The organism is Corynebacterium sp. 5QC2CO (assembly GCF_024580435.1).
In the GTDB taxonomy this organism is placed as follows: Bacteria; Actinomycetota; Actinomycetes; order Mycobacteriales; family Mycobacteriaceae; genus Corynebacterium; species Corynebacterium jeikeium_D.
This window is the reverse complement of the sequence record NZ_JANIKI010000002.1, coordinates 163672-187155: the sequence shown is the minus strand read 5'-3', so window position 1 is coordinate 187155 and position 23484 is coordinate 163672. Positions and strand designations below refer to the sequence as shown.

The following is a 23484-nucleotide window of genomic DNA, read 5'->3' as shown; positions in this document are numbered from 1 at the left end:
TAGGGGGTTTACTTCCGCTAGTAAAACCGAGAGCGGTTGGGCGGAATTGTATTAGAGTGATGGCATGATTACTTCGGGTTATTCCCCTCAGGCTGAAAAGTCACTTGTGTTGATTACCGGCATGTCCGGTTCCGGACGCAATACGGCCGCCAGCGTCTTGGAGGAGATGGGCTGGTATGTCGCAGACAACCTGCCCCCGGAGTTGATTATGCGCATGGTCGAGTTGTCGTTTGAAGCGGACTCTCCAGTAGAGCGCCTCGCTATCGTCACCGACGTGCGCTCGCGCGCGTTCGCCGGCAGTTTGGGGGAGGTGCTCGACGGACTCCGCAATGAGGGGCGCCAGCCCTATGTCATCTTCTTTGATGCCAATGACGACACCCTCATCGCCCGCTACGACTCTGTCCGTCGCACCCATCCGCTGCAGGAAAATGGCACGCTTTCACAGGGTATTGCCGCTGAACGTCAGATGCTGCTGCCAATAAAGGGCATGTCGGATTTAGTAGTGGATACTTCTGACATGAGCGTGCACGATTTGCGCCGTGAGTTAGAGCATCAGCTGTCGGATACCGCTAGCAAAATCCAGCAGATCACCATCGAGTCCTTTGGGTTTAAGCACGGTGCACCGCGCGATGCCGACATGCTTTTCGACGTCCGTTTTCTCCCCAATCCCTATTGGGTACCTGAGCTGCGTGCGGGCCGCGGTACCAACAAAGCAGTGGCCGAATACGTGCTGTCCCAACCTGAGTCTCAGGGCTTCTTGGACAACGTCACAAACTTGATTGAATTGGTTTTGCCCGGGTATCGCCGTGAGGGCAAGGGTTTTATGACTATCGCTGTGGGATGCACCGGAGGCCATCACCGAAGTGTGGCCATGTCGGAGGCGCTGGCTAAGAAGCTCGAGGGAGTTTCCGGGATCAACGTCAACGTCGTCCACCGCGATATTGACCGCAACTAGCGGTTTTCGTGGAGGTGTAGAAATTGACATCAATTACCAGTCTGGGTGGCGGTCATGGTCTCTTTGCCACGCTGAGAGCTGACCGTCAGGTTGCGGACCATGTCACAGCGGTGGTCACAGTTGCCGACGACGGCGGATCCTCTGGCCGCCTTCGTCGTGAGCTGGGCCAGATTCCCCCTGGAGATCTTCGCATGGCACTCGCCGCGCTTTCCGCAGATACGGAAAAAGGCGATCTGTGGGAAAAGACACTGCAGCACCGCTTTGGCGGAACCGGTGCACTGGCAGGGCATGCGATTGGCAATCTCATCATCGCTGGCCTCACCAGTGTGATGGGAAATGAAGTCGACGCCCTTGACGAAATCGGCCGGTTGCTGCAAATCCAGGGTCGTGTCGTGCCCATGTCGCCAATCCCGCTAGAGATTGAGGCCGAAGTCGTAGGCCTGGAGCAGGATGCCCGCGTCGTGCGCCAAGTCCGTGGCCAGGTCGCTGTGGCCACGACACCTGGCCAGGTGCGCCGAATCCGGCTGATTCCTGAGACTCCGCCGGCATCCGAGGAGGCTATTGAAGCTATCCTCAATGCTGATTTGGTGACGCTGGGTCCGGGTTCGTGGTTCACTTCGGTTCTGCCACATCTTCAGGTGCCCGGGCTGCGGGACGCTCTGCAAGAAACCAAGGCCACAACCGTCGTGGTATTGAATCTTGTCGCCGAGCCGGGGGAGACCGCCGGTTTTTCTTCCGAACGGCACATCCACATGCTCACGCAGCACGCACCTAACTTGAAGCTCAATTACGTGCTTGTCGACGACAACACGCCGCTCGCGGATACCGAACGGGAATACCTGCAGCGAGCGGCGGACAGCCTAGACGCGAAGGTTGTCTTCGCCGATGTGCAAGAAGTTGACGACCACGGAGCTCTAACGGGTCGGCATTCGCCGGAGAAGCTAGCTGTCGCACTTCGTCAGTTCCTCTAAAGCGTCCGTCCAATCGAGGATTTTTATGCATTCTCCTGCGGGGATGCAGCAGGCAATCAACTAATTGCCACTCGATTGCTTCCGGATACTATCCTTGAGGTTTATTGCTAAAGCTCAAATGGGGTTAATTTCACTTAAATTAGCCAGGCCCAAACCCAGCTCGTACAGATGAAATGAGGATGGACAGCATCGTGGCATTGACGGCGAAGGTCAAAGACGAACTAGCCCGCGTGTCAGTTTCGCAGGAAAGCGCTCAGGCAGCGGAGATTGCGACCCTGTTCCGCTTCGCAGGAGGACTCCACCTGGTGGCAGGTTCGATTGTGCTGGAGGCTGAGTTGGATTCCGGCGCTGTCGCACGCCGCCTGCGCTCCATGCTGGCCGAACTCTACGATGTCAAAGCCAGCCTCAATGTCTTGTCTCCCGGTGGGTTGCGAAAGACTTCGAAGTACATCGTGCGGGTAACCGATGGCGCGGAGCTCGTCGTTAGGCAAACCGGCCTGATTGACTCTGCAGGACGTCCCGTACGTGGGCTACCACGCAAGCTGATTATGGGACAGAAGATTGATCAAGAAGCTGCATGGCGGGGTGCTTTCTTGGCACATGGTTCGCTGACTGAGCCGGGGCGTTCCTCAGCTTTGGAGGTCACTGCTCCCTCTGCTGAAGCGGCACTCGCATTGGTGGGATGTGCTCGTAGGATCGGAATTACGGCTAAGAGCAAGGAAAATAAGTCCCGCGGTGGCGATCGCGTAATCATCCGGGAGGGCGATGCAATCGGTGCGCTGCTGACGCGAATGGGAGCCCAGACTACTCGCCTGCAGTGGGAAGAACAGCGTATGCGTCGTGAAGTGCGAGCGACGGCGACTCGTTTGGCAAACTTCGACGATGCCAACCTGCGGCGGTCGGCTCGTGCGGCTGTTATTGCGGCAGCACGAGTGGAGCGTGCATTAGAGATTCTCGGTGACGATGTACCAGATCATTTGGTATCTGCAGGACAGCTGCGCATTGAGCACAAGCAGGCATCATTGGAAGAACTTGGGCAGCTAGCCAATCCGCCAATGACCAAGGACGCCGTCGCAGGACGCATCCGCCGTTTGCTCTCCATGGCGGACAAAAGAGCAAACGAACTCGGAATTCCCCCCACAACTGCAGTCGTTACAGACGAACTTTTTGACAAAGAAGTTGACGAGTAAAGCACCTGCTATACCTAGTCAGCTGCGTAAATTTGGATAAATCTCCGTTTATTTGGGATTTTTGAGCGAAAGCACCGCTGCGCGAATGAGAAACCCAACGTACACTTCTGTAGTGAACCTGTTGGAGCGCAATCAGCGCCCTGACAAGTGGCATCGATTCGCCAATCCATTAAGGAGATTATTGTGACGGTTCGTGTAGGTATTAACGGTTTTGGTCGCATTGGCCGTAACTTCTTCCGCTCCCTGCTCGCTGCGGGCGCTGACCTGGAAGTCGTTGCTGTAAACGACCTCACTGATAACAAGACCCTGGCTCACCTGCTCAAGTACGACTCCATCATGGGCAAGCTTGACGCAGAGGTCACCTACGACGATGAGTCCCTCACCGTCAACGGCAAGCGCATCGCGGCATACGCTGAGCGCGACCCGAAGGACCTGCCGTGGGGCAAGCACGAGGTCGACATCGTCATTGAGTCCACCGGTTTCTTCACCGATGCCAACGCTGCCAAGGCCCACATCGAGGCTGGCGCCAAGAAGGTCATCATCTCCGCTCCGGCTAAGAACGAAGACGCAACCTTCGTTGTCGGCGTCAACCACACTGACTACGACCCGGAGAAGCACAACATCATTTCGAACGCTTCTTGCACCACCAACTGCCTGGCTCCGATGGCTAAGGTTCTGGACGACAAGTTCGGCATCGAACGCGGTCTCATGACCACCATCCACGCATACACCGGTGACCAGCGTCTGCACGACGCTCCGCACAAGGACCTGCGTCGCGCCCGCGCTGCTGCTCTGAACATTGTTCCGACCTCCACCGGCGCTGCAAAGGCAGTCGCTCTGGTTCTGCCGCAGCTCAAGGGCCTGCTGGACGGCTACGCACTGCGTGTTCCGACCCCGACCGGCTCTGTCACCGACCTGACCTTCACTGCTAAGAGCGAGGTCACCGTCGAGTCCGTCAATGCTGCCATCAAGGAAGCTGCCGAGGGCGAGCTCAAGGGTGTTCTGGGCTACAACGAGGACCCAATCGTTTCCAAGGACATCGAGGGCGACCCGCGTTCCTCTATCTTCGACGCACCGCTGACCAAGGTCATCGGCGATCAGGTCAAGGTTGTCTCCTGGTACGACAACGAGTGGGGCTACTCCAACCGCCTCGTCGACCTGGCTGTCTACGTCGGTGAGCGCCTCTAATAACTCACCTGGTTAATCCCAGACCCCGAACGGGCCGGGGTGGTTGTGCCTGAGTAGGGCACGCCACCCACGGCCCGTTTTTTACACACTTTCACAAGGATTTCATTGAGATGACTGTTAAGACTGTCAAAGACCTGATCAACGAAGGTATTGAAGGCCGTTACGTCCTCGTCCGCTCCGACTTTAACGTTCCGTTGAAGGACGGCGTTATCACCGATCCGGGTCGAATCGATGCTTCGCTGCCCACTCTGTCCGCGCTTGTCGAGGCCGGCGCCAAGGTCGTTGTTATGGCGCACCTGGGTCGCCCGAAGGGCGAGGTTAAGTCCGAGTTCTCCCTGGCCCCGGTCGCTGAGGCGCTGTCTGAGCGCCTGGAGCAGTACGTCGCGCTCGCCGGTGATGTCTCCGGTGAGGACGCGCACGAGCGCGCTAATGGTCTGACCGAGGGCGATGTACTCCTGTTGGAGAACGTCCGCTTCGATCCGCGCGAGACCTCCAAGGACGAGGCAGAGCGCGCCGAGTTTGCAGCCGAGCTGGCCGCACTCGTTCCAGACGGAGCATTTGTTTCCGACGGTTTCGGTGTTGTTCACCGCGCTCAGGCTTCCGTCTTCGACGTCGCTAAGAAGCTGCCGCACTACGCCGGCAACCTTGTTCAGGCTGAGCTTGAGGTTCTGCGCAAGGTTGCAGAGACCCCGGAGAAGCCGTACACCGTCGTGCTCGGCGGTTCCAAGGTTTCCGACAAGCTGGGCGTTATTGAGGCGCTCGCACCGAAGGTTGACTGCCTGGTCATCGGCGGCGGCATGTGCTTCACCTTCCTGGCTGCCAAGGGCTACGCCGTTGGCGCATCCCTGCTGCAGGAAGAGATGATCGACACCTGTAAGAATCTGCTGGACCGCTACGGCGACAAGATCGTTCTGCCAACCGACGTAGTCGTGGCTGACAAGTTCGCTGCAGACGCTGACAACAAGGTTGTCGACGCCACCGAGATTCCGGAAGGCCGGATGGGCCTGGACATCGGACCAGCTTCCGCTGAGGCATTCGGCAAGGTGCTCGCTGAGTCCAAGACTGTGTTCTGGAACGGCCCGATGGGCGTGTTCGAGATGGAGGCTTTCGCAGCTGGAACCCGCGAGGTTGCACAGGCCATCATCGATGCCACCACTAACAACGGTTGCTTCTCCGTCGTCGGTGGCGGCGATTCTGCAGCAGCAGTACGTACCCTGGGATTGAACGAGGACGGTTTCAGCCACATCTCCACCGGTGGTGGCGCTTCGCTGGAGTTCCTCGAGGGTAAGACTCTGCCGGGCGTCTCCGTCCTGGAAGACTAAGATTTTTCCACCACTGGATTTTCATCGCTTAAAAATCCGCTAATTGATAGGGAAGTGAATTCCACCACTATGGCACGTACACCATTTATTGCTGGTAACTGGAAGATGAACCTGAACCATCTCGAGGCTATCGGTGTGGTGCAGAAGCTCGCGTTCGCTCTGCCGAAGGAGTACTACGACAAGGTTGACGTCGCTGTCATCCCGCCGTTTACCGACCTGCGTTCGGTCCAGACTCTGGTTGAGGGCGATAAGCTCGCCGTTACCTACGGCGCGCAGGATGTCTCAGTCCACGAGTCCGGGGCTTACACCGGCGAGATTTCCGCATCGATGTTGTCAAAGCTCGGCTGCACCTGGGTCGTCGTCGGTCACTCCGAGCGTCGCGATATGCACGCAGAAGACGATGAGCTGGTCGCAAAGAAGGCCAAGGCAGCACTGCGCGAGGGCATGAACCCAATCGTCTGTGTCGGCGAGCCGCTGGAGGTCCGAGAGGCCGAAGAGCACGTCGAGTACGTTGTCTCTCAGGTCAAGGGCTCCCTGGCTAACCTGACCAACGCTGAGCTGGCCAAGACCGTCATCGCTTACGAGCCGGTCTGGGCTATCGGCACCGGTAAGGTCGCATCGGCTGCAGACGCTCAGGAAGTCTGTGCAGCTATCCGCGAGACCGTCGCTGAAATTGCGGACGAGGACATCGCAAAGGAAATGCGCATCCTCTACGGTGGCTCCGTCAAGGCCGAGAACGTCGCTGAGATCGTTGGCAAGCCCGACGTCGACGGCGGCCTCGTCGGTGGTGCTTCGCTCGACGGTGAAGCATTCGCGAAGCTCTGTGCACTTGCTGCAGATGCCGCTCAGAACGCCTAACTGCATATAAATTCAGAACAACTGATAAGATAGGCGTCATGCGCGACCCCGGATTGGTTTTATTGACTCTCATAAAACCGATTCGGGGTTATTGCCTTTAGGCGGACTCAACCCAGGCACACCGACTGGCAAGGTTTCAGCGCAATACATTTCCCGAGGCTTTCCACTTGGAATACCCGGCAATTTTCAAAGGACGTGCTCAATGAACGAACAAGTACATCGTGACACTGACCGACACACTGCAAGCAGTGAGCAATCCTCATCGACCGCTACCGCGAAGCAGCAGGACTTGCTCTGGGAGGATATTCGCCACCTGGGTCGAATTCTTGGGCAGGTAATCCGCGAACAAGAGGGTGACGAGGTCTTTAACCTGGTCGAAAATGCTCGCCGCGCAGCTTTCGAACTCCATCGTGGCGATGGCGACATCGAGAAGCTCACCGGCCTCTTCCGCGATATTGATCCGGCCGAGGCAAGCCCGGTCATCCGTGCTTTCACCCACTTCGCACTTTTGGCTAACCTCGCTGAGGATTTGCACGAGGAGCTGGGCATCGAGGCATCTCTCGATGCTGGCGATCCGCCGCAGGACTCCACGTTAGAGGCAACATGGCAGAAGCTTCGCGACGCCAAGGTTTCCAGCAGCGCGATTGCGGACATGATGGACCACATAGAGGTCGTCCCGGTTCTGACCGCACACCCAACGGAAACTCGTCGTCGCACAGTGTTCGATGTGCAGAAGCACATCACGGCCGCAATGCGGCGCCGCCACGAGATTCAGGCGGCCCCGATAAATGCGCGTACCGCAGACCGACTCGCTGAGATTGATGCCGATATCCGCCGCCGTATCCTGACGCTGTGGCAAACGGCTCTGATTCGCATGAACCGCCCGGATATTCGCGACGAGGTCGAGGTTGGTCTTCGCTACTACCAGCTTTCTTTGCTGGAAGCTGTGCCACAGATTAACCGAGACGTCGTCAAGCACTTGCGTCAGCTCGGCGGCAACAAGCTGCCGGCTAATCCGACGATTCGCATGGGCTCGTGGATCGGCGGTGACCACGACGGTAACCCATACGTGACAGAGGAGACGCTGCGCTACGCCTCCGATAGGGCAGCGGGTACGATCCTGCGTCACTACTTTTCGCAGTTGCATCTGCTGGAGCGCGAGCTCAGTCTCAGCGACCGCCTGACCAAGGTCACCGTAGATCTGGTCGCCTTGGCCAGCCGTGGCCACAATGACGTACCAAACCGTGAAGATGAGCCGTACCGTCGTGCGGTTCACGGCATCCGTGGCCGAGTGGCGGCAACAGCGGTGAACTTCTTCGATGAGTCCATCATTGAGGGCGACTGGTCGGAATTCACTCCGTATGACAGCGCCGAGGAGCTACTTGAAGAGCTCTCGATTATCGACGACTCACTGCGTTCCAGCCACGATGACCTCATCGCCGATCACCGCCTGCGCGATCTGATGGATTCAGTGGAGGTATTTGGTTTCCACCTGTACTCGATTGATATCCGCCAGAATTCGGACTCGCACGAGGAAATCCTCACCGAGCTATTCTCCGCTGCCGGCGTGGTGGACAACTACGCAGGATTGAAGGAAGCCGATAAGGTCGAGCTGCTGACCAAGGAACTGCAGTCCTCCCGTCCGCTGGTTTCGACTTCCGCAGATCTTTCCGAAGCTACGGCTCGCGAGCTAGGTATTATGCGTGCGGCATCTCGTGCGGTGCGCAAGTACGGTCGCGACGCGGTACCGCACTGCATCATTTCGATGTGTACATCGGTCTCCGACCTGCTGGAGCCGATGATTCTGCTCAAGGAAGTCGGTCTGATTCGCCCGAATGGCTCCCAGCCGACCGGTTCTGTTGACGTCATCCCGCTGTTTGAAACCATCGAAGACCTGCAGGCTGGTGCCGACGTGCTGCGTGCTGTGTGGGACATTCCGGTCTACCGCGCATACGTCTCCGCCCGCGGAGATTTGCAGGAAGTCATGCTCGGCTACTCCGACTCCAACAAGGACGGCGGGTACTTCGCTGCAAACTGGGCGCTTTACGACGCGGAGGTCGCCATCGTGGCAGCCGCGAAGGACAACGACATCCGTCTGCGTCTCTTCCACGGCCGCGGAGGTACTGTCGGCCGTGGTGGTGGACCGTCCTACGAGGCAATCCTGGCGCAGCCGTCGGGTGCAGTCCAGGGGTCCGTGCGTATCACCGAGCAGGGCGAGATTATCTCTGCCAAGTACGGTCACCCTGCAGCGGCACGCAGGAACCTCGCCGCACTGGTTTCGGCAACTATCGAGTCGACTCTGCTCGACGTCGATGACCTGAAGAACCCAGCTCGCGCCCACGAGATTATGTCGGAGATTTCCGACCTGTCTCGCGAGGCCTACTCGAAGCTCATGCACGAGGACCCGGGCTTTATTGACTTCTTCACTTCCTCGACTCCGGTCGATGAGATTGGCAGCCTGAACATTGGTTCGCGTCCGACCTCACGCAAGCAGACCCAGACCATTTCTGACCTGCGCGCAATTCCGTGGGTACTGTCCTGGTCGCAGCAGCGTTCTATGGTGCCGGGCTGGTTTGGTGTCGGCTCTGCACTGCAGGAGTGGATCGGCGAGGACGAAGACGGTTCCCGCCTGGCTGAGCTCCGGCAGCTCAACGAGATTTGGCCATTCTTCAATTCGGTGCTGTCGAACATGGCGCAGGTCATGTCCAAGGCCGACCTGAACCTGGCGCGCGCCTACGCTAGCCTGTGCCAAGATAAGGCCGACGGTGAGCGCATCTACGGCATCATCAAGGCAGAGTTCGACCTGACTTTGGAGATGTTCCTGAAGGTAACCGGGTACAAGCACCTGCTGGAGGACAACCCGCTGCTCAGGCGCTCGGTGGACATGCGCTTCCCGTACCTCATGCCGCTGAACATCATCCAGCTGGAGATGCTGCGTCGCTACCGTGCCGGCGATAATCGCGACAAGGTGCGTCGGGGCATCCAGCTGACCATGAATGGTCTGGCAACTGCACTGCGCAACTCCGGCTAGGAATTCGCCTAAGGATACGGCTAGGGATACCTAGGCAGCGGAGCAATTGCGCTAGTATAGTTGGAGTTCTTAAAGAAGCGACGTTTCAAAAGGAAGTGCGCGTGTACCTCGCCATTCAGATTGTCCTGGTCATCACATCAATCCTGATGACGCTGTTCATCCTGCTCCACAAGGGTAAGGGTGGCGGACTGTCCAGCCTCTTTGGTGGCGGCATGCAGTCGAATCTGTCCGGTTCGACTGTGGTGGAGAAGAACCTTGACCGCGTCACTATTGTGACCGTGATTATCTGGTTGCTCTGCATTGTCCTGTTGCTGCTGTTCAATACTTTCGGCTGGTAGGTTCCGCACGCAGCACGCCCCACCGCAGGCCTTTAAGCAATAAAAATTCCCGTCGATAGCATTTCGCTTATCGACGGGAATTTGCTGTTTCTGGGCTGTTAGCGGTGAAGCGGAAGCCTAGAGCTGCGCAGCCGCAGCATCGTCAACAAAGACAACGGTTTCCTGAACACCGCGAACCCCGGCCGCCGGCCACTGCGCTGGGTCGTCCTGCTGAGCGATAGCTGCAATTGCCTCAGCCTTTTCGCCGCCCGCTACAAGTAGCCACACACGCTGAGAGCTGGCGATGGCCGGCATCGTCAACGTGATGCGGGTCGGCGGTGGCTTCGGGCAGTTATGCACGTCCACGACCAAGCGTTCCTGCTCAGCCAGCGCTGCGGTATGTGGGAAAATCGAGTTGATGTGTCCCTCTCCGCCCATACCAAGAAGGTGAAGGTCAAAGCCATTTGGAGCCTTCTCCCGAACGATAGCTTCGTAGCTTTCGGCGGCCTCCGTGGTGGTCACGCCGCTGTCGGCAGCGGCAAACTCGAAGATGTTTTCCTCCGGCACGCCGACAGGGGACAAGAGACGCTTACGAGCAGCCAACGCATTGCGATCTGCCGAGTCGGCAGCGACAAAGCGTTCATCTCCGAAGAACACCAGGACTCGGTTCCAGTCGATGTCTCCGGAATCGTCGGCAAGCGCACTGAGCAAAGCGGTACCCGCGCCGCCACCGGTGAGAACGACGCGTACGAAACCGTCATCCGTGACCGGAGTGGCGTTGCCATGTTGGACGGCGACAACCGCATCGACGAAGCGCTGACGTGCAGCCTCGACGATGCCAGCCTGGTCAGCGGCACGGTGGAACTGTGGGGCAGGGACGGTGCTCGAGGCGTTATCGGTGGTCACTTGTCAGAGACTCCTGGTTCGTTAGCGAAGCTAGTTGTTGTGGACGTCGGAGATTGCATTCCCACCGTGTGAATCTGGCTGAGGCCACGCAGGGCACGTCCGTAGGCAGTATCGTGGTCGAGGTGACGCAGCTCCTCTGCCAAGCACTCGGAGCGTGTTGGACGCGACACTGCGACCTTGAACGGGGGCTTTTCTCCGTTGGTGACCGATGCAGTGGTGGCGCTTTCAATATCGATGCGCAGGGTCTGGCCATTTTCACGCTCAAAGGCGACGGAGGTCACCGGTGGCTTGGCGCGGCCCTTTTCGTCCACCGGAATCTTCTTCTCACCGGTGGAGTAACGGTTGACCGGCAGCCCCAGGCGATCTGCCAACCAGCCGGCGGCGACCTCCACCGATGGCGACTCCTGTGGACCGTAGATGGTCACGGAGGTCACCGGCGAGTGCGGCGGCAAGTCGAAAGCGGATGCCAACACACCGCGCCAGTTCGTCAGCCGTGACCAGCTCAGGTCAGAATCGCCGGGCGTGTAGCCCGTACGGCGCGTGTAGATAGCGTTGCTATTCGGGTCACACAACGAATCGGTGATACGGCGCTGGGCAATCCGGCCGATTGGTGTCGCCGCTGGGACTTGCGGCGCCTCAGACGGCCACCACGCCACGACCGGCGTATCCGGCAGCAGCAGGGGAGTCACCACCGAGCTGTGGTGCTGACCAATCTCACCGGACATGTGCATAACGACGATCTCAGCGGCACCGGCATCACCACCGACGCGGAGTTCCGCGTCGAGGCGATTGTCCAGGCGTGGATCATCGGAGACCAATACCAGCACACGGGATGGGTGCTCGCGGGAAACGGAGTTGACCGTGGAAATAATGTTTTCCAGGTCGTCTTCGCTTTTGGCCAAAACAATCAGGGTGAGGACACGGCCCGTGGTGACGATGCCGCCCTGCTCTCGAAGCTGCACCAACTGACGAGCAATGCTCGCGGTGTCAGTGTCTGGCAAATTGACGATCATGAAAGTGTTCTTTCTGTCAGAAAATTCTTAAGAACTGAGAGGTCGGCAACCTATGGCCGTCGCCAAGCGCGACCGTCGCGCTCGAGCATGTGGTCAGCGGAGGACGGCCCCCACGATCCTGCTGGGTAGCCCTCGGGACGACCGCGTTTGGCCCAGTACTCAATGATGGGGTCAAGAATCTTCCAGGACAGCTCAACTTCCTCGTTGGTGGGGAAGAGGCTGGCCTCGTCGAGAAGCGCATCCAGAATCAGGCGCTCGTATGCCTCTGGCGACTGCTCGGTAAACACCTCGGAGTAGGAGAAGTCCATGTTGACATCGCGCACCTCCATGGCCGAGCCCGGGACCTTCGAGCCGAAGCGCATGAGCACGCCCTCGTCTGGCTGAACACGGATGACCATTGCGTTCTGGCCGAGAGCGGCAGTCATTGTCTCTGCGAAGGGCAGGTGAGGTGCAGACTTAAAGACCAGCGCAATTTCAGTGACGCGGCGGCCGAGGCGCTTGCCGGTGCGCAGGTAGAAGGGGACACCGGCCCAGCGACGGGAGTTGATCTGCAGCGTACAGGCGGCGTAGGTCTCGGTCGTGGATTCGGGGTCGAAGCCTTCCTCATCGCGCAGACCCGGCACGAAGTTGCTGCCCTGCCAATCCGCCGTGTACTGGCCACGCGCGGTGTATTTCGAAAACGGACGCACTGGCTCGACGGCACGCAGAACCTTAATCTTTTCCGCCTGCAGCTCTTCCGGGGTAAAGGCGATGGGCTCTTCCATTGCCACCAGCGCCAGGAGTTGAAGTAGGTGGTTCTGAATCACGTCACGAGCTGCACCGATACCGTCGTAGTAGCCGGCGCGACCGCCCAAACCGATGTCCTCGGCCATGGTGATCTGGACGTGGTCAATGTAGTGAGAATTCCACATCGGATCGAACAACTGGTTGGCAAAACGCATGGCCAGAATGTTCTGGACGGTTTCCTTGCCCAGGTAGTGGTCGATGCGGAACACAGCGTCTTCTGGGAAGACCGAGTTCACGATCCGGTTGAGTTCCTGAGCGGAGGCCAGGTCGTGGCCGAATGGCTTCTCAATAATCACGCGACGCCAATAGTCCTCGCCCGACTGCGCCAGCCCCGAACGATCGAGCTGATGACAGACATCGGGGAAGTTAGCTGGCGGAATGGACAGGTAGTAGGCCCAGTTTCCAGCGGTGCCGCGGGAGCGATCGAGCTCCTCAAGTTGTGCGGCCAGGCGATCGAAGGCCTCGTCATCGGTGAAGGTACCGGTGACGAAGTGAATGCCCTCAGCCAGGCGCTGCCAGACACTCTCACGGAAGTCTGTGCGGGCGCCCTGTTCCACTGCGGTGCGCACATAATCCTCAAAGTCCTGTTTTGACCATTCGCGACGACCGTAGCCGACTAACGCGAAGGAGGCAGGCAGTAGACCGCGGTTGGCCAAATCATAGATGGCAGGCAGAAGCTTCTTTCGGGCCAGATCGCCCGTCACTCCGAAAATCACCATGCCACCCGGGCCGGCAATACGCGGCAGGCGTTTATCCTGCGGGTCGCGCAGCGGGTTGATGTATCCGTCGTGGTTGGTGCTGCCATCTCCGTTGTGCGGAGAGCTGGCAGTAGGGGAGTTCGAATCGTTGCGTTGCAGAGAATCACTCACGGTTTACATAATGTCATATCGAGAAAAGTCCGGTGGAATCGTTTCCGATTCCTCCGATGGGGCCTTGACGGGCCCTTTCTTCTGCCTTAGGTTTATGACATAGGTGGTATACCCATAAACCATGGAGGTGGATATGCAGGCGAAGGAGTCGGACCCTCGGCCCATCTACGTCCAGATCGCCGAGGATCTGAAATCAATGATTTTGTCCGGGGAGCTCTCGGCTGAGGATCGTGCCCCTTCAACCAAGGAGCTCTCGGAGTTCTATCAGGTCAACCCAACCACGGCTGCCAAGGCCATGACGGAACTGTCGATGGTGGGGCTTGTGGAGAAGAAAAGAGGACTCGGCATGTTTGTCACTCCAGACGCCCGTGAGCGCATTCGCGCTGAGCGTCGTGAAGCGTTCCAGCGCACCTACATCGAGCCATTAAAAGCGGAGGCCGGCATTCTCGGCCTCACGCTCCACGACATCATCGCTATGTTGGAGGAGGAGAAATGAGCATCTACGGCGTAATTGGCCCCAACGGCGCTGGCAAGACCTACTACCTGCATACCCTCGCGCAGATGCCTACAGCGGCCCTGGCGAAGGCAGCACCCGACACCCAGATCTTCGGCGCCACCCCGCGCGAATATTTCCGCATCCTGCGCACTGGCTGGGACCAGCTCAATGTGCCCCACGCGGAGTCCCTCCTCGATTTCCCCGCTGACACCCCCATCAAAAGGCTCAGCCTGGGCCAGCGCCAGCTGCTCATCGCCGCTGCCACCCTGGCATCCGGCAAGGATGCATTGCTTTTCGACGAACCCTTCAACGGCCTCGATGTCGAGCACCGCACCACATTGCGCGGCATGCTTATCGACTCCGCCGAATCGGCCGACATTGTGGTCACCTCGCAGCACTCCCAGGATCTAGCCGGCCTGGTGGACACCTTGATTGTCATCCACAAGCAGGATGCGTACGGGCCCTACGACGTCGATAAGCTGCGCGCTAGCCATCCGGTGCTGCGCGGCCCTACGGATCTCGTGGTGCAGGTGGCCGGCCCAGTGCTCGCTAAGAAAACCCTCGGCGATCGCTGCGAGGCAATCCTAGCTACAGCCCTCAGTTCGTCTGCCGCTGCGCATGCCCGCGCCCTCGGCGTTGAGGTGAGCTACCTCGACCCCGCGGCCCTCATCGACCTCGCTAGCACCTCCGCCTACATTGAAAGGAGCAACAAATGAGCACCGGAGCTTTCATCGCAACCAACAAGAAAACCTTCCTCTTCGTCGCCGCCGTGGCCATCCTGTACTCGGCCTTCGGGCGCATGCTCGTAGGCAGCGGAACCGGCAATACTCTGCTTGGCATTATCGCGCTGGGCATTCTTTTCCTGATTACAGCCCGGCGGTCGGTGACCCTGCGCGACTACGGCGTGAGCACCGCCCGCTGGGTGCGCTCCGCGATCATCGCGATTTTGGGCACATCGTTGGTGTCTACCGCCTTTATCGTCACGGCGATGGTCATCGAACAGAACAAATCCGGTTACTACCGTGGATTCGATAGCTTCATTGTCACCTCCGGACCAGCCCTGTTTCCGGACACTAACGGGGAGCTGTACATGGTTGAGGATTCCGGGCAGAACTACACCACGGTTCTGCTCACCGCGCTGTGCGTCTTCTTGAGCTTCCTCATGGCTACCGTGGCGAGCACCGCAGTCGGCACCGTCGCCGGCGCGAAGGGCACTCGTGCAGGATCGATCACCATTGGCCTGGCCCTGGCCACGCTCTTCCTCTTCAGCTATCTGCTGGACGTGACCGACTCCGTACCGGGCGCCCCCTGGCCGGCTGTGCCGATCTTTGCTTCAATCATCACCGTAATCTCTGCGTTCGTGATGACCTGGGCTTTAAAGGAAGACAAACGCCCACTGCCCACTGTGCGTCCCGCCTTCGCCGCGTCCTAGCCCATTAAAAAAAGCTCCCCTGCGCGGGGAGCATTTTGTATCTAGCTTACGGGCTGCAAATGTGAAACTGTATGAGTTTATGACACTTTCAAGCCATTTTTCGCGCGATTTTTGTCATAAACGCAGTCAGTAACTCGAATCGCCAGGCGACCTGCTGACGCCAGCCAGAAACGCAGCCACTACCAACAGGCACCTAGATAATCAGCAGGCTTACTTCAGCTGCTCCATGCGCTGTGCAATCGACTCGAGCAGGGACTGCCAGGAGTCCACGAACTTTTCCACGCCCTCGCGCTCCAGGACTGCGAAGACGTCATCCAGGTCGATGCCAATCTCGCTGAGCTGAGTCATAACGGCGTTGGCTGCGTCACCCTGGCCGCTGACGGCGTCGCGAACCTCGCCCTCGAAGCCTGCGGCAGCACGCAGTGTCTTCTCCGGCATGGTATTCACAGTCTGGGGTGCAGCCAGCTCAGTGACGTAGAGGGTGTCCGGGTAAGCCGGGTTCTTCACACCGGTCGAAGCCCACAGCAGGCGCTGCGGCTTAGCACCGGCATTTTCCAGCTGTGCCCAGCGAATATTCTGCGCCGAGAAAGTTTCCTCAAACTTGGCGTAGGCTGCACGGGCATTGGCCAGACCGGCCTTGCCGCGCAGAGCCAGGGCCTCGTCGGAGCCAATCTTGTCCAGGCGAGCATCAATTTCAGTGTCAACGCGGGAAACAAACAGCGACGCAACAGAGTGGACCGAAGCCAGGTCCACGCCGTTGTCCTTCGCACGCTCAATGCCCTCGATGAACGCATCAATGACCTGCAGGTAACGCTCGACCGAGAAAATTAGGGTGACGTTTACCGAGATTCCCTCGGACAGAGCCTGGGTGACAGCCGGCAGGGAAGCATCGGTCGCCGGAATCTTAATCATCGCGTTCTGCTTGCCGACGCGCTCCCAGAGCTTACGGGCCTGCGCAATCGTGGCCTCGTAGTTGTCGGCGTAGCGAGGATCGACCTCGATGGACACACGGCCATCGACACCGTCGGTTTCTTCAGATACACCAGCGAAAAGGTCACAGGCATCGCGGACGTCGTCGATTGCCATCGCGAACACAGCATCTGCCGGGTTCGCACCCTCTGCAGTGAGCTGCGCCAGCTGAGAGTCGTAATCCTCACCGGCGGTCATCGCCGAAGAGAAGATTGCCGGGTTAGTAGTGACACCGACAACCCGCAGCTCTTCAATAAGATTTTTCAAATCGCCCGAGGTGAGGCGCTGGCGCGAAAGATCGTCGAGCCACGCCGAGGTTCCTACCTTGGCGAGCGCTTCCATTGTGGTGTTTCCCATAGTGTTTAACGCCTTTCTGTCAATACCGCTTCGTTGCCTAAAGACTTCGCTAAAAGTTGTATGTCCTTAAACCACTGTGCGTCACAAACAATACTGGCGCTACCGGAGCGCGGTACGGTTTTCACGAATCCCGTCCCGACAGCGGCCGATAGCGCCAGGTTTTAACAAATTTACTTAGCAGCCTCGATGGACTCCTTGGCAGCATCGACAACAGCCTCTGCAGTGATGCCGAACTTCTCGAACAGCTCCTTGTACGGAGCCGATGCGCCGAAGTGCTCCAGGGAGACAGCGCGACCAGCATCACCAAGGTGGCGGTACCACGGCATTGCAATACCGGCCTCAACCGAGACACGGGCGCGGACGGACTTAGGCAGAACCTGCTCGCGGTAGGCCTCGTCCTGCTGCTCGAACCAATCAAGACACGGAACGGAGACAACGCGGGCGCTGACGCCTTCCTCAGCCAGCTTGTCAGCAGCTTCGACAGCGAGGTGAACTTCCGAACCGGTAGCCATCAGGATGACGTCTGGGGTCTCCTTGGCGCCGTCGACAAGCACGTACGCACCACGACGGACGCCCTCAGCGGCCTTCTCCTTGGTCCCTTCCAGAACCGGAACGTTCTGGCGGGTCAGAGCCAGAGCCTTCGGGCCTGCCTCGCCCTGAAGAACAGCGGCCCAAGCCTGAGCGGTCTCGTTAGCGTCAGCCGGGCGGACAGTGGACACACCCGGGATAGCGCGCAGCGAAGCCAGCTGCTCAACCGGCTGGTGCGTCGGACCGTCTTCGCCAAGACCAATGGAGTCGTGGGTCCAGACATAAATAGGGGAGATGCCCATCAGCGATGCCAGGCGGACAGCCGGACGCATGTAGTCCGAGAAGATAAGGAAGGTGCCGCCGTACGGACGGGTACCACCGTGGAGCAGAATGCCGTTGAGAATCGAGCCCATGGCGTGCTCACGAATACCGAAGTGCAGGTTGCGGCCGTACGGGTCGGCGGTCCAGGTACCGGTGGTGATGGACTTCGGACCGAAGGACGGCTCGCCCTTCAGGACGGTGTTGTTGGAGCCAGCCAGGTCAGCCGAGCCACCCCACAGCTCCGGCAGGGTCTTGCCCAGCGCCTGCAGCGCGGCCTCAGAGGCCTTGCGGGTAGCAACACCCTTCTCGTCCGGCTCCCAGGTCGGCAGCTCAGCGTCGAAGCCCTCCGGCAGCTCGCCAGCGGTCAGACGGTCCAGCAGAGCCTTGCGGTCCGGGTTAGCATCAGCCCACTCATCAAACTTGACCTGCCACTGTGCGTGAGCCTCAGCACCGCGCTCAACTAGCTTGCGGGTGTGCTCAATGACCTCGTCAGCGACGTCAAAGCTCTTGTCGGTATCGAAGCCGAGAGCTTCCTTGATGCCGACAATCTCCTCGCCACCAAGAGCAGCACCGTGCGAAGCGCCGGTGTTCATCTTCGTCGGAGCCGGGTAAGCGATCACAGTGCGAACGCGAATGAAGGTCGGACGCTCCGTCTCCTTCTTGGCCTCCTCGACAGCAGCCTCGAGTGCTGCGACGTCCTCGCCGCCGTCGACCTCAATGACCTGCCAGCCGTAAGCACGGTAGCGGTCCGCGACATTCTCGGTGAAAGCAATGGTGGTGTCGTCCTCGATGGAGATGCCGTTGTCATCCCAGAAGACAATCAGGTTGCCCAGCTGCTGAGTGCCGGCCAGCGAGCCGGCCTCGGCAGTGACACCCTCCTGAACGTCACCATCAGAAGCGATGACGTACACGTAGTGATCAAACGGAGACTCACCCGGAGCAGCTTCCGGGTCGAACAGTCCACGTTCCCGTCGCGAAGCCATGGCGAAACCGACGGCCGACGCCAGCCCCTGACCCAGCGGGCCAGTGGTGATTTCCACGCCGTCAGTGTGGCCGTATTCCGGGTGCCCCGGGGTGAGGGCGTCCCACGTACGCAGCGCCTTCAGGTCATCGAGCTCCAGGCCAAAACCGCCGAGGTACAGCTGGACGTACTGCGTCAGAGAGGTGTGACCACAGGAGAGAATGAAACGGTCACGGCCGATCCACTTCGTATCCTTCGGGTCATGGCGCATAACGCGCTGATAAAGAGAGTAAGCCAGCGGTGCGAGGCTCATAGCAGTGCCGGGGTGCCCCGAACCTGCCTTTTCAACGGCGTCTGCAGCCAGCACACGAGCCGTATCAACGGCCTTCGTATCCAAGTCAGACCAGTCCGAGGGGTAGTTGCGCACAACCCGTGCTTCATGCTCAGTCGACAGTGTCACGTGAATGACTCCTAGTATCCAAATGGATTAGTAAAATTCTCCTCCATACTAACTAGGATTGCGCGCTCCCGGTTCAAACCGGGCCGAATAGCTGAGAGATAAGTCTCAGAGGGCGCGCCGCACATGCTTTACGACGGTCATTATTGGAACCGTTATGATTACCGGTAAACTGATTGCCTGCCCCTCATTTAATTTTGCGGAAAAACTCGTCGGGAACTTTCCGACCGTTACATCCGACTATCTGTAAACGGGGGGTTTGTTTATGGCGCGTGAAAGGGACATTGCTTTGTTGGAAACAGTCAAGGCGTATATTGCACTGACTAAGCCAAGAATTATCGAGCTCCTGCTCGTCGCGGCCATTCCCGCAATGCTTCAGGCTGATCGCGGTCATGTTCACGTTGGACTGATTCTTCTCACCTTGTTCGGTGGTTGGCTGGGGGCCGCAGCTGCGCACACCTTCAACATGGTCATGGATTACGACATTGACCAGAAGATGCGCCGTACTCGCCGTCGCCCGCTCGCGCGCAACCAGGTTAGCCGTCGAGCGGCAGCGATTTTCGGCACTGTCTTGATGATTGCTTCGTTCCTGTGGCTGTGGTTGCTGTGTAACTCGCTGCTGGCCGCCGTTTTCATTCTGATTACGATTGCCTTCTACATCTTCGTCTACACCTTGTGGCTGAAGCGCCGTACTGATCAGAACGTAATTTGGGGTGGCGCTGCGGGTTGTATGCCGGTGATGGTCGGCTGGGCCGTAATCACTGACAACAACCCGGAGATTACGGGGCTGGCTCACTGGTGGCAGGCATTCATCCTGTTCCTGCTTATCTTCTTCTGGACTCCGCCGCACACCTGGGCATTGGGCCTGCGCTACAAGGAGGACTACAAGGCCGCTGGCGTGCCGATGATGCCAGTGGTCAAGCCGGCAATCGTCGTTTCCAAGCGCATTATTTACTACACCGCCGCGACCGTGATTACCACTCTGCTGTTGGTTCCGTACGCTGGTTGGATCTATCTGATTGGCGCCGTTGGCGCTGGTGCTTGGTTCCTGTGGGGCGCCATTGACCTGCACCGCCACGTTAAGACCGGTGGCAAGATCAAGCCAATGAAGCTGTTCTTCATGTCGAACAACTACTTGTCCATCGTCTGTGTGGCGCTTTCTCTCGATGCCGTACTCGGACTGCAGACAATTTCGAGCATGTTCTAGGGCAGCTGCTGAGCTCCTTTGAAGAGGCCCTTCCCGGTTGTGAACTACTCCCCGCTAGTCGGTAACTGATTTCTCAGTCCAACTAATGGGGAGCAGTTCAGTTTGCGGGAAGGGCCTCTTTTTTGTGTGTGGAGATAGGCACGGGCTGCAAATGTGAAACTGTGCGAGTTTATGACACTTTCAGGCCATTTTTCGGGCGGTTTTTGTCATAAACGCAGTCAGTAACTCGGAACGAAAAGTGGGCAGACCGCCCCTTGCACCGTCCGCTCATCCCGCGCAGCACGCGCAGCCCGCGCAGCCCGCGAGCCGTTAGTCACCAGAAAGCGCACATCCGAGCGCACGAAGCCGAGCAGACAGCAGAACCGCCTAAACACGCACAACCAAAGCGCGTGTTTAGGCGGTTCGAGCAGAAATCAACGGCCGGTAACCACAGTTGTTAATACAGCCGCTGACCGGCAGCTAGCTACGCGGTAACCTCGACGTTCTTCTCCGATGCAACAGTGGCGGCTGCCGCATCGCCTTCAAGAGAGCCAGTGACTACTGCGCTGCCACCGACAGTGCGGTAACCGTGCTGGAAAAGTACTGCAGTCAAAGCGGTGCAGATACCAGATCCGGCAACGTGTACCGGCACCAATGCCTCCGGTACACCGGACCAGTACTGAATCATTCCAACTACGCCCTGAGCCAAAATGAACACAACGAGTGCGATGGCAACCTTACGCACAGGTGCAAAGGCTTCCGAGGCCAGCAGACCGAAAATGAGGCCGATAACCAGGCCAAGGTAGAGGTACATAAAACCAGCGTGGATATGCGCCAGGTCAACAATCGGTAGCTGGAGGCGATCCTCCGGGAGCACCGAAGCATCTCCAGCGTGTGGTCCCGCACCGGTGACCATAGTTCCGGTAATCAGCGTCATCGTCAGGGCCAAGCCGGAGGCGGCAGCCAGATAGCGCAGATAGCGCGGGTACATGCGGGTAGCAGTGCCGTCGTCAGGCTCAGAAATCTTGACGAAAAGCATGCCAGCGAGCCAGACCAGAATCATCGAAGGCAGGAAGTGCAGCGCTACGGCGTACCACTTCAGGTCAACCCAAACGGAGATACCGCCGATAACAGCCTGGACGATAACGCCGAGACCGTTGAGGAAGGCCAGCAACTTGATTTCCTGACGGCGACCGACACGCATAACCGAAAGGAAGAGCAGAAGTGTCAGAGCAACCAGCACAAAGGTGAGCAGCCGGTTGCCAAACTCAATAATCTGATGGAGCATTTCTGCTTCCCCCGCGACAGGAACGAAGCTGCCTGGGTGACATTCAGGCCACGAAGCACAACCGAGACCTGAACCAGTAACACGGACGATAGAACCGGTTACCGCAATTGCCGCCTGTGCAATCAAAACCAGCAGGGCATAGAGCTTCTGGCGCCCGATTGGTGTCAGCGGCAAAAACGATAGGGGCAAACTTCGATCTGCAGTATTCACATTAAGAAATTCTACCCATGCTGGCGGAAAATGGTAATAAGCGAAACCCCTGCGTTGGGCTGCGCTTTTCTATGCAGATTCCCCGATAGATTCCTAGTCATTCGGCATATCAAAACGGAACCAGCGGGCCGCCAGTGCAGCGCCAAGGACACCCCACACAACCAGCACCCCGACAGCTGACCAATGGACGGACATGGCCAATGCCGCGGAGATCACGTCGGTAAGCGCGACGGACGGCAAGAGGTGTAGCAGTACAGAGCTGATGCCATCTAGCGACGGTGCGACGGCCACATAAGTAGTCGCACCAATAAGGATGAACCAGATCAGGTTGGCTAGACCTAGGATTAGCTCGGCTCCCAACGTGCCGCCCATGAGCAAGCCCAGTGAGGTAAAGGCGAACGTTCCGAGAATCATCCCCAGGTAAGCCAGCAGCCAGCCACCAATCGACAGCTCTGCGCCAAGAGCGAGCCCCACGAGGCTGAACAGTATGTATTGCAACGTGACGGTGGTGCAGACCGACACAATCTTGCCAGCAATAATGCCCCAGGGCGGCACGCCTGAGGCACCGATACGCTTCAGGGCTCCGTAACGGCGGTCGAAGCCCACGGCGATTGCCTGCCCGGTAAACCCTGCAGACATGACGGAAATCGCCAGCACCATGGGGAAGATACGCTCGAGCGGATTATCGAGTTCCAACACCGGCACCATCACCAGGCCGATGAGCATCGCCAACGGGATAATGATGGTGAGGAGCATTTGCTCACCGTGTCGCCAGAAGAGCTTCGTCTCCAACCACGCCTGCGACATCACCAGCTTTGCCATGTCCGAACGCTGTGGTGCCGGGGCGAAAGTGCCCTTTGCAAAGCGGGAGGCATCGGCCCTCGGTGCGGTAGTCATTAGCTCCTCATCTCCGTTCCAGTGATCTGCAAGAAGACATCTTCAAGCGATTGCGTCGCCCTATTCAACGAGGTGATCAACACCTCTTGCTGCTCGCAACTCTGCGCCAAGACAGTCAAGGCGCGCGGTGAAGCCTCACCAATCAGGGAAAACTCTCCACCGCCAGAACGCTGCAGACGCTGTGAAAGACCAGACTCGCTAAAGCTGCGGTTGACCTCTTCGAAGTCAAGGCTGCCTCGAACGCTGATCTTCATAGCCATGCTTGACGACGTTCCCTGGAGAGCCGATGCGCCTGCGCTAGTGATCTCCTCGGTGGTACCGGCCACAACTAAATGGCCCCGGTCGATAATCGCAACGTCGTCGGCAAGCGATTCGGCCTCGTCCATGAGGTGCGTTGTCAGGACCACGGTGACCCCATCACGGCGCAGCGACGAGATGAGATCCCAGACGGCTAGACGGGACTGGGCATCGAGGCCTGCTGTCGGCTCGTCGAGGAACACCAGCTCCGGGCGTCCGACCAGGGCACATGCGAGCGACAGTCGCTGCTGCTGACCGCCAGAGAGCCTGCGGTAGTTCGTCTTACGATGTCGTTCTAGGCCAACGACTTCAAGGAGCCAATCAGTGTCCAGCGGGTTTGCAGAGTAACTGGCAACGAGGTTCAGCATTTCGCCAACGCGAACACCGGGGTAGGCACCTCCACCCTGGAGCATGATGCCAATGCGGCTGCGTAGTGCCGTGGTTTGAGCGACCGGGTCGAGATCGAGAATGCGAATTCGCCCTTCATCCGGCTTGATGAAGCCCTCACACATTTCAACGGTTGTGGTCTTACCAGCACCGTTGGGGCCGAGGAGCGCAAGAACCCTACCTCGATCCAGGGAAAGCGAAAGGTCTGATACAGCCTCAACGTCATCGAATTTCTTCGTTACGTTTTCAAGGCGCAGAGCAGGAGAATTGGCAGCGTTATTCACGGTTAGTC

The 23484-nt window shown here is 58.6% G+C and carries 20 protein-coding genes; 12 read left to right on the top strand and 8 right to left on the bottom strand.

Translation table 11 applies throughout. The features are described from left to right. Positions 1–64 precede the first annotated feature (64 nt). The 8 genes from rapZ (at position 65) to secG (ending at position 9853) form a co-directional block, all read left to right on the top strand. On the top strand, positions 65–955 hold the full coding sequence (gene rapZ / locus NQ014_RS02785) for an RNase adapter RapZ (RefSeq protein WP_070642960.1): 891 nt from the start codon (positions 65–67) through the stop codon (positions 953–955). A gap of 23 nt (positions 956–978) precedes the next feature. Further along, a complete protein-coding gene (yvcK, locus tag NQ014_RS02780; protein ID WP_257073621.1) occupies positions 979–1926 on the top strand; it encodes a uridine diphosphate-N-acetylglucosamine-binding protein YvcK in 948 nt (315 codons plus the stop codon). Between the two features lie 191 nt (positions 1927–2117). Beyond that, positions 2118–3116: a DNA-binding protein WhiA gene (whiA, locus tag NQ014_RS02775; protein ID WP_257073620.1), complete on the top strand. Its 999-nt coding sequence runs from the start codon at positions 2118–2120 to the stop codon at positions 3114–3116. A 183-nt stretch (positions 3117–3299) separates the two neighbouring features. After that, complete coding sequence (gap, locus tag NQ014_RS02770; protein WP_048731894.1) at positions 3300–4304, top strand: type I glyceraldehyde-3-phosphate dehydrogenase; 1005 nt, start codon at positions 3300–3302, stop codon at positions 4302–4304. Between the two features lie 110 nt (positions 4305–4414). Continuing rightward, the gene (gene pgk, locus NQ014_RS02765) at positions 4415–5626 is read left to right on the top strand and encodes a phosphoglycerate kinase (protein ID WP_257073619.1); all 1212 of its coding nucleotides are present in this window, start codon (positions 4415–4417) and stop codon (positions 5624–5626) included. A 69-nt stretch (positions 5627–5695) separates the two neighbouring features. Beyond that, positions 5696–6484 (top strand): triose-phosphate isomerase, encoded by a 789-nt coding sequence (tpiA, locus tag NQ014_RS02760; RefSeq protein WP_257073617.1) that lies wholly within the window; start codon positions 5696–5698, stop codon positions 6482–6484. Between the two features lie 202 nt (positions 6485–6686). Next, complete coding sequence (ppc, locus tag NQ014_RS02755; RefSeq protein ID WP_257073615.1) at positions 6687–9515, top strand: phosphoenolpyruvate carboxylase; 2829 nt, start codon at positions 6687–6689, stop codon at positions 9513–9515. A 101-nt stretch (positions 9516–9616) separates the two neighbouring features. Next, positions 9617–9853 (top strand): preprotein translocase subunit SecG, encoded by a 237-nt coding sequence (secG, locus tag NQ014_RS02750; protein WP_005510775.1) that lies wholly within the window; start codon positions 9617–9619, stop codon positions 9851–9853. Positions 9854–9970: 117 nt separating this feature from the next. On the opposite strand, the gene pgl is transcribed toward secG, so the two are convergent. Genes pgl through zwf form a run of 3 tightly spaced genes read right to left on the bottom strand, consistent with a single transcriptional unit; the run spans position 9971 to position 13406 of the window. Further along, positions 9971–10738 (bottom strand): 6-phosphogluconolactonase, encoded by a 768-nt coding sequence (gene pgl / locus NQ014_RS02745; RefSeq protein WP_257073613.1) that lies wholly within the window; start codon positions 10736–10738, stop codon positions 9971–9973. Beyond that, the gene (locus NQ014_RS02740; protein WP_257073610.1) at positions 10735–11751 is read right to left on the bottom strand and encodes a glucose-6-phosphate dehydrogenase assembly protein OpcA; all 1017 of its coding nucleotides are present in this window, start codon (positions 11749–11751) and stop codon (positions 10735–10737) included. Before NQ014_RS02740 ends, pgl begins: the two co-directional genes overlap by 4 nt. Positions 11752–11801: 50 nt before the next feature. Beyond that, positions 11802–13406, bottom strand: coding sequence for a glucose-6-phosphate dehydrogenase (zwf, locus tag NQ014_RS02735; RefSeq protein WP_373467699.1), 1605 nt, complete (start codon positions 13404–13406; stop codon positions 11802–11804). Between the two features lie 133 nt (positions 13407–13539). Here zwf and NQ014_RS02730 point away from each other — a divergent pair, with 133 nt between their 5' ends. From NQ014_RS02730 to NQ014_RS02720, 3 genes are read left to right on the top strand one after another with little or no spacing between them, the layout of a single operon-like run. Then, positions 13540–13902 carry a GntR family transcriptional regulator gene (locus NQ014_RS02730; RefSeq protein WP_257073774.1) on the top strand — a complete coding sequence of 121 codons (363 nt, stop codon included), beginning with the start codon at positions 13540–13542 and terminating at the stop codon, positions 13900–13902. After that, positions 13899–14618: a hypothetical protein gene (locus tag NQ014_RS02725; protein WP_257073608.1), complete on the top strand. Its 720-nt coding sequence runs from the start codon at positions 13899–13901 to the stop codon at positions 14616–14618. The genes NQ014_RS02730 and NQ014_RS02725 overlap by 4 nt, the downstream gene beginning before the upstream one ends. Beyond that, a complete protein-coding gene (locus tag NQ014_RS02720) occupies positions 14615–15334 on the top strand; it encodes a hypothetical protein (RefSeq protein ID WP_257073607.1) in 720 nt (239 codons plus the stop codon). The genes NQ014_RS02725 and NQ014_RS02720 overlap by 4 nt, the downstream gene beginning before the upstream one ends. Before the next feature lie 210 nt (positions 15335–15544). On the opposite strand, the gene tal is transcribed toward NQ014_RS02720, so the two are convergent. After that, positions 15545–16660: a transaldolase gene (gene tal, locus NQ014_RS02715; protein WP_257073606.1), complete on the bottom strand. Its 1116-nt coding sequence runs from the start codon at positions 16658–16660 to the stop codon at positions 15545–15547. 170 nt (positions 16661–16830) lie between these two features. Continuing rightward, complete coding sequence (gene tkt, locus NQ014_RS02710) at positions 16831–18930, bottom strand: transketolase (RefSeq protein WP_257073605.1); 2100 nt, start codon at positions 18928–18930, stop codon at positions 16831–16833. Positions 18931–19219: 289 nt separating this feature from the next. On the opposite strand from tkt, the gene NQ014_RS02705 reads away from it, so the two are divergent. Next, positions 19220–20134 (top strand): heme o synthase, encoded by a 915-nt coding sequence (locus NQ014_RS02705; protein ID WP_172954651.1) that lies wholly within the window; start codon positions 19220–19222, stop codon positions 20132–20134. Positions 20135–20597: 463 nt separating this feature from the next. Here NQ014_RS02705 and NQ014_RS02700 read toward each other — a convergent pair whose 3' ends face one another. The 3 genes from NQ014_RS02700 to NQ014_RS02690 all read right to left on the bottom strand — a co-directional run bounded on the left by NQ014_RS02700 (position 20598) and on the right by NQ014_RS02690 (position 23476). Continuing rightward, entirely contained in the window at positions 20598–21611 is a 1014-nt protein-coding gene (locus NQ014_RS02700) for a COX15/CtaA family protein (RefSeq protein WP_257073604.1), read from the bottom strand. A 93-nt stretch (positions 21612–21704) separates the two neighbouring features. Beyond that, positions 21705–22508 (bottom strand): ABC transporter permease, encoded by an 804-nt coding sequence (locus NQ014_RS02695; RefSeq protein ID WP_257073603.1) that lies wholly within the window; start codon positions 22506–22508, stop codon positions 21705–21707. Continuing rightward, positions 22508–23476, bottom strand: coding sequence for an ABC transporter ATP-binding protein (locus NQ014_RS02690; protein WP_257073602.1), 969 nt, complete (start codon positions 23474–23476; stop codon positions 22508–22510). The genes NQ014_RS02695 and NQ014_RS02690 overlap by 1 nt, the downstream gene beginning before the upstream one ends. Positions 23477–23484: the final 8 nt, after the last annotated feature.